This is a genomic window from Corynebacterium sp. MSK041 (genome assembly GCF_030232265.1).
GTDB lineage: Bacteria > Actinomycetota > Actinomycetes > Mycobacteriales > Mycobacteriaceae > Corynebacterium.
Genome location: NZ_JASPJK010000005.1, coordinates 47,311 through 63,083 on the forward strand (window position 1 = coordinate 47,311; position 15,773 = coordinate 63,083).

Here is a 15,773-nt window from a genome sequence, read left to right on the forward strand (position 1 = left end):
GGTTAAACCTAACCCGCCAACGCACGCAACCCGGCTATTGACGGGGCCAGATCTACGCGCCGCGCCCCAGCACGCGCAACAGCAACGCCCGTCCTTTGAGGCCCGCCCACAATGCGGCGCGGACGGGGGCTTGCCACCAGTGCGGGAGGCGATCCGCCTGGAAGCGGTAGGCGGAATCATGGTGCGCGGGCACGGTGACAGCAGAGTATTTCTTCGCTGAATGCCCTTGATCATGCGCAATAATCGCGTCCGGGGTAAAGATGTTCTGCCACCCGGCACGGGTGAGCCGATCACCGAAGTCAATGTCTTCGAAGTACATGAAGTAGCGCTCGTCGAAGCCACCGATTGCGTCAAAAGCCTCCCAGCGCACGAGCAAACAGGAGCCGGAAAGCCAGCCTGCTTCTCTGCGTCGGCTGAGGTCCTCCCCTGCCTTATACGCCTGGGAGAACGGATTGCCCGGCCAAAACGGGTAGAGCACGGCGTGGCCGATGCCGGTGACCAAGGTGGGTACTTCGCGGGCGGAGGGGTACGCGGAACCGTCTGCCTCCTCAATGCGTGGTCCCACTGCCCCGGCGCGCGGGTTGGCGTCCGCGCATTCAATGAGGCGGTCGATGGAACCGGGCATGAATTCCACGTCCGGGTTGACCACGAGGACGTAGTCGGTGTTGATCTCACCGGCAGCGCGCTGCTGCGTCAGCGCCTGTGCCGCGGCGTTGATCGCCGGACCGTAGCCAATGTTGCCACCAGTGGGCAGGTACACCACGTTGTCCTGCTGCTGGGCTAACTGCTGGGCGGCGCCGTCGGTAGAACCGTTGTCCGCGCACACGAGCAGAGTGGGGTGCCGGGTTGCCGCGCCCAGGGACTCCGCGAGCGCCAGCAGGTGCCGGCCTGGGTTGTATGTCACCGTGACTACGGCCAACGGTGCTGGATGCTTCGTCCCACTCGGAGTATTCACAGTGCGGAAGTGTAGAGCATTGCAACACGGAAATGGGCTGTGCTTGCCGTATACTCCTAACCTGATTTCATCCCACCAGCACCACGACATCAAGGGCGGCGTTCTGTGAGCGATAAGTACAGGCCTGTGCGCGACATTCAACCGGCGCCGTCGCGCGTGAAAGACTTGTCCCAGGTCGGCCACCCGCTGCTCAAAAGCGCGCTGGCGGCAATCGCCGTGCTCATCCTCGCGGTCACCGGCATGGGCTACTACTCGGTGGGCACGTTGGGTTCCAACCTTGCCGGTGCGGACCTGGAACTCGGCGGCAAAGACGGCAACAAGAATGACCTCAAGGGCTCTGACGGTGCAGTGGACATCTTGCTTGTCGGCTCCGATTCCCGCGCGGATGCGCAAGGCAACCCACTCACCCAAGAGGAACTCGCACGCCTTAACGCGGGTGAGGCCGATGGTGAGCTCAACACCGACACGATCATCGTGGTGCGTGTGCCTAATGATGGCTCCCGTGCCACCGCCGTGTCCATCCCCCGCGACACCTACATCCGTGACCGCCGCTTGGGCAATACCAAGATCAACGGCGTGTACGGCGAGTACGCCCTGCAGAAGCGCGAGGAACTGGTCAACGAAGGTGTGGAAGGCCGCGAACTCGAAGAGAAAGTCGCTCAGGCTGGCCAGCAAGGTCTGATCAATGCTGTAGCGGACCTCACTGGTGTGGAAGTTGACCACTACGCCGAGGTGGGTCTGCTTGGCTTCGTCCTGCTGACGGATGCTGTCGGCGGCGTGGAAGTCTGCCTCAATGAAGCCGTGAATGAGCCACTGTCCGGCGCGAACTTCCCCGCCGGTCGCTCCACCCTCGATGGTGCACAGGCCTTGGCCTTCGTGCGTCAACGCCATGACCTGCCGCGCGGTGACTTGGACCGCATCGTGCGCCAGCAGGTCTTCATGGCTTCGCTGGTCAATGAGATCATCTCCGCCGGCACCCTGTCCAACCCGAACAAGCTACGTGAACTGTCCACGGCGGTGGAGCGTTCCGTCACCGTGGATAAAGGCTGGGACATCATGTCCATGGCCACGCAGATGTCTGACCTGGCCGCCGGCAACGTCACCTTCCAAACCATCCCGGTGACCTCTATCAACGGCGTGGGTGATTACGGCGAGTCCATCGTCACCGTCGACGTCGCCCAAGTGCACGCCTACATGGAAACCCTCTCGCGCGAGCAAGAGCAAGAGCAGAACAGCGACACCAGCGACGCCAACGACAGGGATAACAACCAGGACAACACACCAACCGAAGCCCCCGCCGAGTTGAACGGCAAGACCGTGGACGTGCTCAATGCCGGTAGCACCCCCGGCCTGGCCGCGGGTGTCGGCGCATACGTGAAGGAACACGGCGTCACGGTGGATAACGTGACCAACGCCATGCCGGGTGTCTACTACGAATCCCAGATCGTTGCCGCCCGCGCGGATGACCCGGCAGCAATTGAGCTGGCGCGCATGCTCGGTGGCCTGCCTATCACCGTGAATGAGAGCCTGGACAGCACCTCCCTCATCGTGGTCACCGCCGACGATTACGTCGGCCCGACCTCCGAAGCGGTTGACCTGCCACAGCCCTCGACCTCTTCCTCCAACACCGTGGGCACACCGGGCGAGGATTTCGGCACAGCCGAGGTGGCGCCCGAGTTCAATGCCGGTGGCTCAGGCCCGCGCTGCGTGAACTAAAGCCTCTACTATGGGGGCGCATGAGCATGCTCGCCCCACTCCTGGCCACCGACCCCGCCGCCCCACGCCTCACCGTCTACGACGAAACAGCAGGCACGCGCGTGGAGTTCTCCGCCATCACGTTGGACAATTGGGCCAACAAGATTGCCAACATGCTTATCGACGAATTCGATGCCCCCACCGAAATCCTCCTCGACCTACCCGTCTCCTGGCAGGCCGCCGTCTTGCCCATCGGGATCTCCACCGCCGGGTTGAGCACCACTGTGGATACGGCACAGAACAGCACCCCCTCCGCGGAACCCCGCCTGGTGTTCACCACCACTTCACGTGCGGAACTGTGGGCCGATGCCGGTGTCGCCGATGTGGCTGTGGTGTCCGATGATCCTTTCGGTCGTGGCGTCGTCGAATCCGGTGGCCAGCTCCCCTTAGGCGCCGTTGATTTCGGCCCCACCGTGCGCTTCTACGGCGACCAGTACTACGGCGAGACTCCTGATCTTGCCCAGTGGCGCAACCCGGAGATCACCGATACCTCGGAGCGCCTTCTCATTCCCGGCTGGCGCGACCGCGAGGAATTCGACCGCTACGTGCTTGCCCCGCTTGCCGCCAACGGCTCCATCGTCGTTGTCACCGGCATGACTTCTGCCGAGCGCCTTGCCCACATCGCGGAGACCGAAAAGGTTACCCGCCAACTCACGTAGGCCTTACCGGTCCAACCAGTGCAACAGCCGCCGCCACGCCACCCGCGCTGCCGAATGCGGCACCGCGATGATCTCCCGCGCGTAGTTTTTCACCCGTGACCTACGCGGGGTCGGCGCCGCCACCACCTCAATGGGAATCCCCAGGTGCAAAGCCCACACCCGCGTGCGCCCCACATGAAAACCGTTAGTCACCACCGTCAGCTTCTCCGCCTCCGGCAGCAGCGCGCGGGAACGCTCGAGATTCTCGTTCGTGGACGTCGCCCATGGCTCCTCAATCACGTCCGCCGGGTCCACGCCCCGCTCCACGAGCCACCGCGCCATCACCGCGGACTCCCCCTTGCCCGTCACCACAACAGTGCGTGGCCGCGTCGCCCGATACAGATCCAGGCCCGCTTGCAGGCGCGCCTCAAGCATTAACGACGGCTCCCCGTCCCTCACCCGCGCCCCCAAAATCACTAACGGGTGTGGCACTTACTCACCAAGCAGACGCTTCCGTAGAGCCTCATCCTTGCGCTCCACCTCATTAGCCATGTTCACCTGGTAGTCCACCATCTTCTGACGCATCTGCGTATCAGCCGTGCCCAGGATGCGCGCCGCGAGAAGGCCCGCGTTCTTCGCACCACCGATGGACACCGTGGCCACCGGGACACCACCCGGCATCTGCACGATGGACAGCAAAGAATCCAGGCCATCCAGATCAGCCAGCGCACGCGGAATACCGATTACTGGCAACGGCGTCGCCGCAGCAACCATGCCCGGCAGGTGTGCAGCGCCACCAGCACACGCGATGATCACCTCAAGGCCACGCTCATGCGCACTCTTGGCGTACGCCAGCATCTTTTCCGGGGTGCGGTGCGCGGACACAACACCCACCTCAAAGCGGATGCCAAACTCAGCGAGAACCTCCGCTGCGGGTGCGACAGTGTCCCAGTCCGAATCCGAACCCATGATGATTCCAACCTGCGGTTGCATAGCTTTCCTCCCAGCTCACTCAGTTCCCACAGTGCTATTTCGCAGTGCTATTTTGCAGTTCCGTTCACAATGATCTCAGCCGCTGCCTTCGCCCGCGACAGAACCGTATCCAGATCAGCGCCAGCCACGTTGACGTGACCCATCTTGCGGCCCGGGCGGAAGCCCTTGCCGTACAAGTGGACCTTCGCCTCAGGGAACTGACGCATGACCTCCATGACGCGCTCTTCCATCGGCTGCGCCGGCTCTTCGTCCGCGCCCAGAGTGTTCACCATGACGGTGTAGTTAGCCGTGGTGTCCACCGAGCCCAGCGGCCAATCCAGAACAGCACGCAGATGCTGCTCAAACTGGCTAGTCACGCAGCCGTCCTGCGTCCAGTGACCAGTGTTATGTGGGCGCATGGCTAGCTCATTCACCGTGACAGCTGGTTCACCGGAGGCGTCCGTGTGGGCGAAGAGCTCCACGGCCAAGACACCGGTGACGTCCAGTTCGGAAGCAATCTTCGTGGCCAGCTCCTGGCAGAACGCAGCTTGCTCAGCCGTCATGTCCGGGGCTGGCGCGATCGCTTCAACACAGATGCCATCCCGCTGGCGGGACTCCACGACAGGCCATGCCTTGATCTCACCGGAAGGTGTGCGCGCGACCATGGCGGACAGTTCACGGTCGAAGTTGATCTTCCGCTCAGCGTAGAGCGGGGTGCCCTTGTCCAGCAGATCGCTGACCAGGGCGCGCGCGTCTTCTTCGGTCTTCGGGAACCACACTCCATGTCCGTCGTAGCCACCGCGCGTTGCCTTCAGGCACATCGCACCATCGACGGAAGCGAAGAACTCAGCGGCATCATCCGCACTTTCGATGGGAGCGAACTCCGGCACCGGGGCGCCGATCTCCTTCATCTTGCGGCGCTGCTCCAACTTGTCTTGAGCGAAGATCAAAGCGTGTGGCTGTGGTTGCACGCTCATGCCCTCAGCGATGAGCTGGTCGAGGAACTCATTGGGCACGTGCTCGTGGTCAAAGGTTGCGGCGGTCGCGCCAGCACACACGCGTTTGACGTCATCGAGGTTTTTGTAATCCCCGATCTCCACGTCACCGAAGACCTGGGCGGCGGACGAGTCCGGCGCACCAGCAAGCACGCGGGGTGCAAGACCGAGCTCGATGGCTTCGGTGTGCATCATGCGCGCAAGTTGGCCGTCGCCGATCACGGCAAGAACGGGCATGCCCTGCGCGTCGCGGGTGGCATCTGACTTCGGATTCGACTTCGCGTTGCTCACGAGTGCCTACTCTACTGAGCAATCGCTGCACTCGGCCGGATGACCTCCCCGAAAGGGTCTAGCAACGTCTTAGCAACGTTCCAGCGGAGTGGGGCTGCGGGGTATATGGCTGGAGGGAATGTGGACAAATGTGTCCGATTGTGGCGTGGTGAGGGTGTGAGCTGGGGCTTTGGTGCGTGGAGAAACGGACGCAGAGTGTGTCCGCTTGTTTAGCGGACATCGGCACAGGTCATCGACGGCAAGACGTGGGAAGTGGACAAGGATGTCCGCATCGTCTGTAGCGTTATACACCGCGGCCAGATTGCGGGTCCGAGATGGTCCCGGCTCGCATCGTGGAAGTCGCGCTACCATCGGGATCATGACTTCTTTGGGCCGCCACACAATTTTTCAGAATTCACTCATGTCAGCGCTGCTCGATGGGATTTATGACGGGGAGATGACCATCGGGGAGATTCTGTCGAAGGGCAATTTCGGCCTGGGTACTTTTGACGGACTGGATGGAGAAATGATCATCCTGGACGGCACGTGCTACCAGCTTCGCAGTGACGGTTCGGCGACGATTGCGGATTTGGACCAAGTGAGTCCGTTTGCGCAGGTGACGAATTTTGTGCCGAAGATCGTCGTTAAGGCTCCGAAGGGCATGAAGCGCAGCGAGCTTTCCAAGTTCATTGATGGGGTGGAACCTTCGGGCAACTACTTTCATGCGGTGCGGATTCGTGGGACGTTTTCCAACGTGGTCACGCGAACGGTGACGAAGCAATCCAAGCCGTACCCGCCAATGCGTGATGCCGTGGGCGATGACAAGGAGATCACCTTTGACAATGTGCGCGGGGTCATCGGTGGGTTTCGTACGCCGAAGTACGCGAAGGGCATTGGGGTGCCTGGCTGCCACGTCCACTTCATCAATGAGGAGCGCACGTCCGGCGGGCACGTGCTTGATTACACGGTGGAAGACGCCGTGATTGAACTCTGCCCTGGCACGGACATGGAACTGCGCCTCCCACTCACGGCCGACTTCGCTGCGGGCAACCTTTCCCCCGATGACATTGATGAGCAGATTCACACCACTGAGGTGAAGGGCTAAAGCCTGCTCACCTAGGGGAGTTGGCGGCGGATGAGTTCTTCCACTCGTTTGGTGCGGCCGACGTCCGGGAAGTAGATGGGTTCGGGATAGCCGAATATGCCGATGCTGATTCCGCCGCGGTGGCGCTGGGCGCCGCGGATTTGAACGAACGGAATGGACTCAATAGACCGGCCGTTCATGGCCACGACGCGCTTATTGGTTACTACGAAGCGCTGGCGGCGGAGGCGGAGAACTGGCTTTAGGAAACGCCATAAAGCCAGGATCGCCCAAAGCAGCACCACGATGTTGCGCAGCTGCGCATCCATACCGTGGACGTCCATCCAGCCGATGAGCATCCAGGACAGCGCGGTGAGGATGATCAGCTCTAAAAACGGGAACACTAAAGCGCGTAGTGGCGGAGCCATGTCCGCCAATACGACTTCTCCCCTACCGAGTCTGATCTTTGCCACGGCCCACAGGTTAATCGGTGGGGCGTAAATGAGTCACGTCGCCAGTTGAGTAGCTTGTTCCATCCACGACGATCTCCCCACGCTCATCCACGTCATCGACCACCCCGACGACGTCTCCGCTGTACGTTTCCAGGCGGACGCGCTGGCCGATGGTGGCGGAGGTGTCGCGGTAGTCGCGCATAAGCATTGTGTCTTTGTTGCGCCACTGCATGAGCCGCTTGCCCAGCGCGCGGAGCAGATTGATGGTGAAGTCGTCCCAGTCGACGGTGATGCCTTGGAGGTTGAGCGCGGTGGACCAGTCCGTGGGCAGGCAATCTTCTTCCCAGTCGATGTTGACGCCGAGGCCGACGACCAGCATGGGGGAACCGTTGCGCATATCAATCTCCCCCAAGATGCCCACGAATTTCTTGCCGTTCAGTAGCACATCATTCGGCCACTTTAAGCGAGCCTCCGGCACCACATCCACAACCGCCAAGCCCGCGGCGAGGGAGACCAAGCCCAGGTCATCCGTGCGCGGCAGATCAATAGCCACGCTCATGAGCAAGCTCGCACCCGCGGGCGCTTCCCACACGCGTCCCAGCCGGCCCTTGCCGCTGGTTTGCTGGTCCGCAATGAGCACTACCCCCGGCGCGCCCGTGGCAAGGAGCTCTGTGTTGGTTGACTCTGACACGTTCACGTGTCGGACCTCCGACCAGTACTCCGCAACGGCTGCTTGAATCCGCGCCACATCCTGAACAGTCATGTTCCTCAGCGTAGACGGGGCTTGTTGCGGACTCCGCAATGCGCATCAGCAAAAGCCCAGGGAGTCCGCAATGCGGACTGTTTTCTCAGGTTCACTCATACCCTTAAATAAACCGCTCTGTCTACATTTTCAGACCCCTATGAATCTAATTCTGGCCAACAAATCAGCAGTACACATAGCCTGAACCGCACACAAACAAACACCATATAGACAGAAGGGTCTACTTTCATGGCTGATCTCCCACTGCTCACACTCACCGACAAAGACCGCGAAAACTTGGACCGCCTAGCGCAATTCCCTCTCCTGGATGCGATCAACGGACGCCGCTCCCGTCGCTTCCCCCTCGGCGGCAAGGTGCCAGCCGGTCCGCTGGCGTATACGAGCAAGCACGACACCCAGCCGTTGAGCGATCTGGAACGCGCCATCGTCTTGGCCACCGTTGCGGGTGTGACGGGCTGGCATCACAGCATCACGCACCACCCCGGCTACGCACCGAAGCTGCCGGACTACTCCGGTAGCGCCACTGGCCGCACGTTCCCGTCGGCAGCCGGCTTCCACATTGCGGACTTCTTTTTCACCGATGACTCCGGCACCTACGCACTATCCACGCGCGATGCCACACCGGAGGTGCCCTTCAATGAGAACGAAGGTTTTACGGAGGCCCGTCTCAACTCGGTGCTGCGCAACGTGCGCAAGCTTAGCGACGAGCGCATCTGGATCCCCCGCGAAGAACCGTACCTGGAGGGACACAACACGTGGATTGCTAACTATCCCGGCTCGCTTCTCATCGCACCGGTCTCTGACCTTGCGCAGCACACCTTGGCCAACCTGGCCTTCTTCACACGCAACAGGTACGTGATCTACGACGACATCAACGGCCGGGAGATCCCCGGCATCAAGGAGTTCAGCGACATCGCGCGCGTCAACGAACCATTGCCGCTGTCGTTCTTGGAGCAGTACTCGCAAACAGAGGCCACCGCAGAACTGATGTCCTCCACGTTGCTGGGCCACCTTGTGCTCGGCGCGCTCGGCCTGGGTGGGTGGAGCTTCGACGGCATCGACCGCCTCACCTTCCTCGGCGGTTCCGGGCGCGAGGACGTCCCGGGCCTCGGCTTCGACATCCAAGAAGACGACCGCTGGTCCCTGCCCAACGCCACCGGCAAGAAAGGCATCTTTGAAACCTACGCCCCGCCGTACTACGACACCATGGCCGACGCCGTCGACGCCTTCTTCGAGCGCAAGTACGGCCCCGGCGGCCCCTTCCACCCGGACACACCGGGCCCTTGGACGGAAAGCCGCGCCATCCGCTCCCAAGCAGCCAAACCGGATGAGCGCTTCACCGAGCTGATGAAGCTGCAGGCCACCTACATCTATGAGACCTTCGGCAAATTCCCCGGGACAATCCCCACCGTCTGGATCATGAACTACCTCCAAGCCCAACACCTGGACACCGACTACTACGACGAGATCTTCGCCCCTGGCGCGTACCTGTCCACCCACGCCGAGCATCAGAAGCACTGGCACTAAGGCACTACCAAAATGACTGATGTACCCCGGATAAGGCTCCGCCGTAACTAGACTTCTGCGAGCCACTCCGCCATTTGAATGGCGGAGTTCCGGGCGTGATAGACAACCATGCCTAGCTGGGTGTCTCGAGCAAACAGTGTCATGACCAGGTGCCCCACCGGCTCATGCTCAACTTTTACAAGAGCCATGCACTCATCATCAGGACGGGCCACTGTCACGATGGCAGGTGGCGCAGACTCATCAGCCTCTGCCTCAAGCAAGTTTGCCTGCGCTTCCGCCACTCCCAGCATGGAGGCGCTCAGAGCAGTGATTTCGGATGCTACGAGAGAGTCTGGCAGGCCAAGTGAACACACATGCATGCCATCACCGGTACCCAACGCGATAGCGTACAAACCTGGAACACTATGGCGCATGCGTGCCATTGACGGCAGGATCGCTGCGGCCAAATCATTAGTGGCAAAATCCTGGCCACGCACCCGTCGGTGGCGCCCGATTTCTACCTTCCAATCGGGGTCATCCTGGTTAAAGCCGTCCAGCAAATTCACTGACATTCTTCCACTCGTTTCAGCGCAGCCTCAGCGATGTCCGCCACGTCAAACACATTCCGCGGGTCAACCATTTGCACTGGTACATCCCTCTGTCCATGATCCTGCAGCAGCTGCTTGATCCGCGGTATCGGATCTTCCTGTCCAGGAGCCAGGAAGTTTACTCCGATGACGGTTCGGTGCAGCGCCCGCTTTTCCCCCAATAACCCTACCCATTCTTGTACTTGGTCTTTGAGCAAGTGCTCATACCCAAACAGCATAAGGACAATTCCTGCTTCTGGGTTAAGCGCCGGAGTCCGCGAAGCATCAAAGCGATCTTGTCCGGCGGTACCGTAAAGCGCCACGCGTTGACCGTTCAGGCGTTCCCACACGCCCATTTCAATGCCGACGGTGGTGGTTTCCTTGCCTCCCACAATGAAGTCATCCGTGGTGGATGCCTTCACTTCAGAACTCACCGGCGTGGATGTGGAAAGTGCACGTACTGCGGTTGTTTTCCCAACCCCGACCGGACCAACGAACACGATCTCTGCATGCGAATGGGCACCAATGATCGCGTCATCTGGCATGACCAGCGTGGAGTCAACATCTTCTGGCGTGAGCTCCTCTGGCTTGCCGTGTCGCGGAGCATATCTCGCTTCGAAATTCATAACATTACCTCCGGCTTCTGCCAGGAATTTCTACATCATTATTGATGACATTTCAACAGCTGAGTATTCTCATGGTGTCTTGTGCTACTCGCTCGCGACTATCTCGACTGGAAAAACTATCCAAGATCGGTGATGATCGTGTACAGCATCAACTTGAAAGGAACCTAAGCATGACTCAGCAGGACTCCCTGAACGGCTTCCTCGAGGCTCTCTCGACGGATCTGAACGGCTTCATCGGCGCTTCCGTCGTCGACTTGGACACCGGTATGTCCCTGGCCTCCAACTCCAAGTACCCGGACTTTGACCTCGATGTCGCGGCCGCGTACAACTCCGAGATGGTTAAGTCCAAATTCAAGACTATGGAGGCTCTTGGCATCACCGGTGGCCTTGAGGATATGTTGCTGACCCTGACGGATCAGCTGCACCTGATCAAGATCCTGGACAACAACATGTTCGTGTACCTCGCAGTGAACTCCTCGCAGTGCAACCTTGCTCTGATGCGCCGCGCTGTGATCCAGCACACCCGCGAATTCAATCTGGCATGAAGAACTGAGGGCGGAGCCTTCCCGTTAAATTACGGAGAATGGGCGGATCAAGTTCCACCGCAATCACTCGATGAGGAGGCGGTGGACGATCCTGCATCGGGCTTCAACCCCTCAGAAGAACATCCCTCTGTCAGCCCCGATGATGTAGACCCCACGGACATGAGCGACGAAATCGCCGAGGACTACGAGACCTACATCGTCTACGAGGAGGGAGAGCCGGAAAACTACGACGCTCCCTCCGATGCCTCAACTGAATATCCTCACGAGGAGAACCCCGGATTCTTCACCTCACTTGCGCGCCTCTTTGGGGTTTCCAAAGATAAGCACTAAGCGAGAGCACTAGGAGCCGGGTTTCTCCTCGTTGCTTGTTTTTAAAGCGTTTTACGCGCCAGTGTGAACACTAAGACGAAAACTATCAAAGTATCAAAAGCGAGAAACTATCAAAGTATCAATTCGCTACACTGTTCCACATGGATGCGCTCCCCCACACCAGCAACCCCTTCCGCCCGACCTTCGGCGTCAGCCCACTGATTTGGTCCGGCAGGCAAACCGTCCTCCTCGAATTCGAGAAAGCCATCCTCAGCCAACCTGGCAACCCCGGACGATCCATCATCGTGTCCGGGTCCCGCGGTATTGGGAAGACAGTCTTGCTTAATGAGGTTGAGGATATCGCTCAACGCAACGGTTGGATTGTTCTTCGGCTATCTGCACGTGAGGGTATGGCGCAGTTGCTTACGGAGTCGCTGGTTCCGGAGGCCGTCGAAAAGCTAGAGCCCTCGCGCAAGCACCACATTGAGCACATCTCCGTTGCAGGTGTGGGCTCCATCGGCTGGAACAGCGACGAGACGCAGGTAGCCCCGCGCCTGAGCAGTCGCCTCCGCGAACTTCTGTCCCTTCTGAAGGACACTGGCGTGCTGATCACGATTGATGAGGTCCAGGATTGTGACCCCCAAGACCTCACGACAATAGCTATCTCATTCCAGGATCTTGTGCGTGACAATGAGCACATCACCATAGCGATGGCGGGCTTAACCGTTGGTGTGAACAACCTGCTCAATTTGCCGGGCACCACCTTCCTCCGCCGCGCACGCCACTACGAGCTCGGTCCGCTTACGATCGCTGATGCACGCTCCAACCTGGTCGAAACCGCCGCTGGATCAGGCAAAGAATTCAGCGAGGAAGCTGCGGACTACGCCGCCAGTTTCACTCAGGGCTACCCGTATCTTGTGCAGCTCATTGGTTTCCTGTCGTGGGAAAAATCAGACGCAGCGATCACGCTCGACACGGTAGAGGAAGCTCGGCCGGAAGCCATTCGAATCTTGGGCACGAACGTTCATCAGCCTTCCGTCCGAAGCGTGCCCGCGCGCCAGCGCGAGTTCCTCGACGCCATGGCCAACCTCGAGACAACATCACCCAACGGAGAAATTTCCATCAGCGACATCGCCTCCTCCCTGGGCAGAAAACTCAATGAGATCTCCGATTCGCGCGCCAAACTGATCAACCGCGACCTCATCGTTTCCGCCGGCCACGGCAAGCTCGAATTCGCCCAGCCCTACCTCGGCTCGTACTTGCGTAGCGACGATCGCCCCATCCGCGTCAACTAACCCCACGCTTCGCCATTTTCCCAAAAGACAGCAGAGACCCGTCAACGCGTGTATGTTTGCGTAACCAAAGAAAGGTTTCTTAATGTCTTCTAAGTTTTTTACTGTCGTTGCCTCCACCGCCGTTAGCGCGTTGCTCCTGACGGGCTGCGGCGGCATAAACATTCTCAACCAGGATAAACAGGACGATTCCGCTGATCAGACCACTGGAACCGAGTCTGCCTATGACACGGGCTTTTACAATGCCGAGCCCCATCCGGGCTGGCGCAAGAAAACTTGGGAGTCTCTCAGCCTGGTGACGGAGACTAATCTTGTGGCCGCCTACACACTGTTGCCGTATGAGGTGGATGAAGCGTTTTCCGGTGGCCGTAATCCATTGCGCAGCGATTCCTTCACGGATTTCCAGGCAGGAATGCCGGATCAGGTGGCGGAGAAGCTCAACCATCTGGAGCAGAAGTGGTTGGGTGGCTACACACAAGAAGCAGTGGATTCCGCGGGCAAACGTGGTGCAGAACATAGTGTGCACCGCTTCGAGTCCCCGGAGGATGCACAAGAAGCAGCTCAGCTCATGCACGATGCGTATCTTGCGGAGGGCGGAACTGACTACCTCGGCGACGCGAACTACCCACTGGAGAATGTAGACATCGCCGGCGATCCTAAGGTTCTGGCTGCCAAGGACGAGCAGCAGCAGGCGCAGATAGCCATCACCACCAAGGACGAGTACTTGATGGTGGCTAAAACACACAATGACAAACTCGACGAGAACTCTGCAGTCATCCCGCATGGTCCGGATTCGATGGATTGGATGAGCGGGTACGGGCGTGCCTTCGCGGATAAGCAAGCTGAGCTTCTCAGCGACATCCCGTCCCACAAAACCGCCAAAGGCTACGGCCAGACGGATGATTGGCTTCCGCTGGACCCGGACGACATTTTGCGTTACACCCTCATGCCACCACGCCAAGGCCAAAGCGTGGGCACCACTGCCCTACCGTTGAACGCCCGACTGACTGCCAGCCGGTTTGTTTCTACGCCGGAAGTGTTGAGGTTGTACGAATCCTCTGACATCGAAGCCGCTGGCGTCGCGGAAACACTCCTGCTGCGCGCATCTAGCCCCGAGCAGGCTGAGCACATCGAGTCCGAATTCACATCCATCGACGCAAACTCTGGGCTCTTTGAAACATTGGAGCCTTACGATGACCCGCAGAACGTCCCCGGCACCAGCTGCTACTCCTCCCCACAAACCAGTAGCACTTTCTACTTCTGCTACGTGCGACACGAGAACTACCTTGCCTACGCCTCCTTCATGGACCACGCCCCCGTTGAGTCCGACTCCGCATCAGACGAACCGGAAGTGGACGGGAAGACGAAGTTGTCCCAAATGGTCGCCGCCCAATACCTCATCCTGCAGGAGGCACCAACCAGTTCTCAGGCATCATGACAAACATGAAGCTCTACACCATCGGCTATTCAAAGAAGAGCGCGGAGGAATTCTTCGACCTGCTGCGTGACAATAACGTGAAGCGTGTCGTGGACATCAGGCGCCACAACACAAACCAGCTCGCCGGATTCACCAAACAAGACGACCTCGCGTGGTTCCTCAAAGTCATCGCCGACATCGAGTACCAGCACGTCCTGGAACTCGCGCCAAGCGAGGACCTCATGCACGCCTACCGGAAAGAGCACCTGCCTTTCGACGAGTTTGCGGACCAACTCCGCACACAATTCGACGAACGCGACATGCCCACGAAAGCCACCTTCGACCACGCCGCCCTGCTGTGCTCTGAAGCCGACCCTTCCACGTGCCACCGCCTCATCGCCGCGCAGTACCTCGCCGAAAAGTGGTCCGGGGTGGAAATCATTCACTTGTAAGTCCGCACCCCGCCCACCCCGTTTCCAGCTAGGGTCGATGGCAGTCCCAGTTGTTCTTTTCCGCAAAGAGAGGGCAAGAAATGCATTCCATCGATTCCCACAAGTGCGTCTTGGCTATGTCCCCGGACCAGGAACCCCGTCTGCATATTGAAAGCGGCGACGAAGTCACAGTCCAGACCATGGACTGCTTCTCCAACACCATCACGGATGAGTCGCAGTTGTTCAGCTCCGTCGGCTGGGACAAGGTCAACCCGGCCACCGGGCCGATTGCCATCAACGGCGCTAAGCCAGGCGACACCCTCAAGGTGGAGATCCTCAGCATTGAGATCGGCGACCACGCCACCATGACTACCCATCCGGACTTCGGCGCACTGCCGGGCACGGTTGAGGAGCGCACCCGCATCATCCCCATCCGCGACGGCAAGGCCCACTTCTCCGAGAACATCGCTATTGAGCTGCGCCCCATGATCGGCGTCATCGGCACCTCCCCCGCCACCGAATCCGTGCCCACCGGCGAGCCCCGCCAACACGGCGGCAACATGGACACAAAGGAAATCGTCGCCGGCTCCACGCTCTACCTCCCCGTTGAGGTCGAAGGTGCAAACCTCAGTCTTGGCGACGTCCACGCCGTCATGGGCGACGGCGAAGTCGCCGTCTGCGGCGCCGAAATCGCAGCGGAAGTACGCATCCGCGTCACCGTCCTCGACGGCCGCCCACTGCCCCTGCCCTTCCTCGACTCCGGCGATGCGGTCTACACAATCTCCTCCGAAATCGAGCTCACCGACGCCGTCAAGGAATCCACCCGCATGATGCGCGATTGGCTTTCCGACGAATCCCCCCTCGACCCCACCGACACCCTCATGCTCCTGTCGCTTACCGGCGACATCCAAATCAGCCAAATCGTCGACCCCCGCATGACCGCCCGCTTCCGCCTGCCCAAGACCATCCTCGAACAGTGCGGGGTGGCGCTGCCGTAGTGAAGTGACAAAGCGTGCGATCACCCGCTTTGCTCTGTTGAGGTCACCAGAGATCATGGACTCACAGCCCTGTGGAGGACCGTATGCTTCCGCTTTAACGGAACATGAGGCGGGAACACGAGGATGCACTGCTATCCAGGCTTTTAGCCTTGCTTGATGACATAGGTGTCAATATTGGAAA

General features: G+C 59.8%; 18 protein-coding genes. 10 read left to right on the top strand and 8 right to left on the bottom strand.

Annotated features, from left to right (window positions below; translation table 11 throughout):
• Positions 1 to 52 precede the first annotated feature (52 nt).
• On the bottom strand, positions 53 to 955 hold the full coding sequence (locus QP968_RS05850) for a glycosyltransferase family 2 protein (RefSeq protein WP_284855465.1): 903 nt from the start codon (positions 953 to 955) through the stop codon (positions 53 to 55).
• Positions 956 to 1,060: 105 nt separating this feature from the next.
• On the opposite strand from QP968_RS05850, the gene QP968_RS05855 reads away from it, so the two are divergent.
• Positions 1,061 to 2,671 (top strand): LCP family protein, encoded by a 1,611-nt coding sequence (locus tag QP968_RS05855; RefSeq protein WP_284855466.1) that lies wholly within the window; start codon positions 1,061 to 1,063, stop codon positions 2,669 to 2,671.
• 20 nt (positions 2,672 to 2,691) lie between these two features.
• Positions 2,692 to 3,369 carry a TIGR03089 family protein gene (locus QP968_RS05860; RefSeq protein WP_284855467.1) on the top strand — a complete coding sequence of 226 codons (678 nt, stop codon included), beginning with the start codon at positions 2,692 to 2,694 and terminating at the stop codon, positions 3,367 to 3,369.
• 3 nt (positions 3,370 to 3,372) lie between these two features.
• Here QP968_RS05860 and QP968_RS05865 read toward each other — a convergent pair whose 3' ends face one another.
• Genes QP968_RS05865 through QP968_RS05875 form a run of 3 tightly spaced genes read right to left on the bottom strand, consistent with a single transcriptional unit; the run spans position 3,373 to position 5,606 of the window.
• Positions 3,373 to 3,840 (bottom strand): YdcF family protein, encoded by a 468-nt coding sequence (locus tag QP968_RS05865; RefSeq protein WP_284855468.1) that lies wholly within the window; start codon positions 3,838 to 3,840, stop codon positions 3,373 to 3,375.
• On the bottom strand, positions 3,841 to 4,341 hold the full coding sequence (gene purE, locus QP968_RS05870) for a 5-(carboxyamino)imidazole ribonucleotide mutase (RefSeq protein WP_284855469.1): 501 nt from the start codon (positions 4,339 to 4,341) through the stop codon (positions 3,841 to 3,843). It abuts the gene before it with no gap.
• Between the two features lie 47 nt (positions 4,342 to 4,388).
• Complete coding sequence (locus tag QP968_RS05875; RefSeq protein WP_284855470.1) at positions 4,389 to 5,606, bottom strand: 5-(carboxyamino)imidazole ribonucleotide synthase; 1,218 nt, start codon at positions 5,604 to 5,606, stop codon at positions 4,389 to 4,391.
• A 358-nt stretch (positions 5,607 to 5,964) separates the two neighbouring features.
• Here QP968_RS05875 and budA point away from each other — a divergent pair, with 358 nt between their 5' ends.
• The gene (gene budA / locus QP968_RS05880; protein ID WP_284855471.1) at positions 5,965 to 6,690 is read left to right on the top strand and encodes an acetolactate decarboxylase; all 726 of its coding nucleotides are present in this window, start codon (positions 5,965 to 5,967) and stop codon (positions 6,688 to 6,690) included.
• A gap of 11 nt (positions 6,691 to 6,701) precedes the next feature.
• On the opposite strand, the gene QP968_RS05885 is transcribed toward budA, so the two are convergent.
• Positions 6,702 to 7,139: a hypothetical protein gene (locus QP968_RS05885; RefSeq protein WP_284855472.1), complete on the bottom strand. Its 438-nt coding sequence runs from the start codon at positions 7,137 to 7,139 to the stop codon at positions 6,702 to 6,704.
• A gap of 10 nt (positions 7,140 to 7,149) precedes the next feature.
• Entirely contained in the window at positions 7,150 to 7,881 is a 732-nt protein-coding gene (locus QP968_RS05890; RefSeq protein WP_284855473.1) for a biotin--[acetyl-CoA-carboxylase] ligase, read from the bottom strand.
• Positions 7,882 to 8,109: 228 nt separating this feature from the next.
• Here QP968_RS05890 and QP968_RS05895 point away from each other — a divergent pair, with 228 nt between their 5' ends.
• Entirely contained in the window at positions 8,110 to 9,408 is a 1,299-nt protein-coding gene (locus tag QP968_RS05895; protein WP_284855474.1) for a hypothetical protein, read from the top strand.
• Positions 9,409 to 9,455: 47 nt separating this feature from the next.
• Here QP968_RS05895 and QP968_RS05900 read toward each other — a convergent pair whose 3' ends face one another.
• On the bottom strand, positions 9,456 to 9,959 hold the full coding sequence (locus QP968_RS05900) for a roadblock/LC7 domain-containing protein (RefSeq protein ID WP_284855475.1): 504 nt from the start codon (positions 9,957 to 9,959) through the stop codon (positions 9,456 to 9,458).
• Complete coding sequence (locus QP968_RS05905) at positions 9,950 to 10,600, bottom strand: hypothetical protein (protein ID WP_284855476.1); 651 nt, start codon at positions 10,598 to 10,600, stop codon at positions 9,950 to 9,952. Before QP968_RS05905 ends, QP968_RS05900 begins: the two co-directional genes overlap by 10 nt.
• A 170-nt stretch (positions 10,601 to 10,770) precedes the next feature.
• Between QP968_RS05905 and QP968_RS05910 the strand changes: the two genes are divergently transcribed.
• The 6 genes from QP968_RS05910 (at position 10,771) to QP968_RS05935 (ending at position 15,592) form a co-directional block, all read left to right on the top strand.
• Positions 10,771 to 11,145 carry a hypothetical protein gene (locus tag QP968_RS05910; RefSeq protein ID WP_284855477.1) on the top strand — a complete coding sequence of 125 codons (375 nt, stop codon included), beginning with the start codon at positions 10,771 to 10,773 and terminating at the stop codon, positions 11,143 to 11,145.
• Between the two features lie 81 nt (positions 11,146 to 11,226).
• Positions 11,227 to 11,475, top strand: coding sequence for a hypothetical protein (locus QP968_RS05915; RefSeq protein WP_284855478.1), 249 nt, complete (start codon positions 11,227 to 11,229; stop codon positions 11,473 to 11,475).
• Between the two features lie 140 nt (positions 11,476 to 11,615).
• Positions 11,616 to 12,749, top strand: a complete 1,134-nt coding sequence (locus QP968_RS05920; protein WP_284855479.1) for an ATP-binding protein — start codon at positions 11,616 to 11,618, stop codon at positions 12,747 to 12,749.
• 82 nt (positions 12,750 to 12,831) lie between these two features.
• Positions 12,832 to 14,184 carry a DUF7373 family lipoprotein gene (locus tag QP968_RS05925; protein WP_284855480.1) on the top strand — a complete coding sequence of 451 codons (1,353 nt, stop codon included), beginning with the start codon at positions 12,832 to 12,834 and terminating at the stop codon, positions 14,182 to 14,184.
• Positions 14,181 to 14,615 carry a DUF488 domain-containing protein gene (locus QP968_RS05930; protein ID WP_284855481.1) on the top strand — a complete coding sequence of 145 codons (435 nt, stop codon included), beginning with the start codon at positions 14,181 to 14,183 and terminating at the stop codon, positions 14,613 to 14,615. The genes QP968_RS05925 and QP968_RS05930 overlap by 4 nt, the downstream gene beginning before the upstream one ends.
• An 80-nt stretch (positions 14,616 to 14,695) precedes the next feature.
• Positions 14,696 to 15,592, top strand: a complete 897-nt coding sequence (locus tag QP968_RS05935; RefSeq protein WP_284855482.1) for an acetamidase/formamidase family protein — start codon at positions 14,696 to 14,698, stop codon at positions 15,590 to 15,592.
• The last annotated feature ends 181 nt before the right edge of the window (positions 15,593 to 15,773 follow it).

What these genes read in the sequence shown, in the direction of transcription:
- QP968_RS05890 (WP_284855473.1), bottom strand. Translation starts at nt 7,881, where the DNA reads ATGACTGTTCAGGATGTGGCGCGGATTCAAGCAGCCGTTGCGGAGTAC.
- QP968_RS05930 (WP_284855481.1), top strand. Translation starts at nt 14,181, where the DNA reads ATGACAAACATGAAGCTCTACACCATCGGCTATTCAAAGAAGAGCGCG.
- QP968_RS05925 (WP_284855480.1), top strand. Translation starts at nt 12,832, where the DNA reads ATGTCTTCTAAGTTTTTTACTGTCGTTGCCTCCACCGCCGTTAGCGCG.
- QP968_RS05905 (WP_284855476.1), bottom strand. Translation starts at nt 10,600, where the DNA reads ATGAATTTCGAAGCGAGATATGCTCCGCGACACGGCAAGCCAGAGGAG.
- QP968_RS05900 (WP_284855475.1), bottom strand. Translation starts at nt 9,959, where the DNA reads ATGTCAGTGAATTTGCTGGACGGCTTTAACCAGGATGACCCCGATTGG.
- QP968_RS05920 (WP_284855479.1), top strand. Translation starts at nt 11,616, where the DNA reads ATGGATGCGCTCCCCCACACCAGCAACCCCTTCCGCCCGACCTTCGGC.
- budA (WP_284855471.1), top strand. Translation starts at nt 5,965, where the DNA reads ATGACTTCTTTGGGCCGCCACACAATTTTTCAGAATTCACTCATGTCA.
- QP968_RS05860 (WP_284855467.1), top strand. Translation starts at nt 2,692, where the DNA reads ATGAGCATGCTCGCCCCACTCCTGGCCACCGACCCCGCCGCCCCACGC.
- QP968_RS05935 (WP_284855482.1), top strand. Translation starts at nt 14,696, where the DNA reads ATGCATTCCATCGATTCCCACAAGTGCGTCTTGGCTATGTCCCCGGAC.
- QP968_RS05895 (WP_284855474.1), top strand. Translation starts at nt 8,110, where the DNA reads ATGGCTGATCTCCCACTGCTCACACTCACCGACAAAGACCGCGAAAAC.
- purE (WP_284855469.1), bottom strand. Translation starts at nt 4,341, where the DNA reads ATGCAACCGCAGGTTGGAATCATCATGGGTTCGGATTCGGACTGGGAC.
- QP968_RS05910 (WP_284855477.1), top strand. Translation starts at nt 10,771, where the DNA reads ATGACTCAGCAGGACTCCCTGAACGGCTTCCTCGAGGCTCTCTCGACG.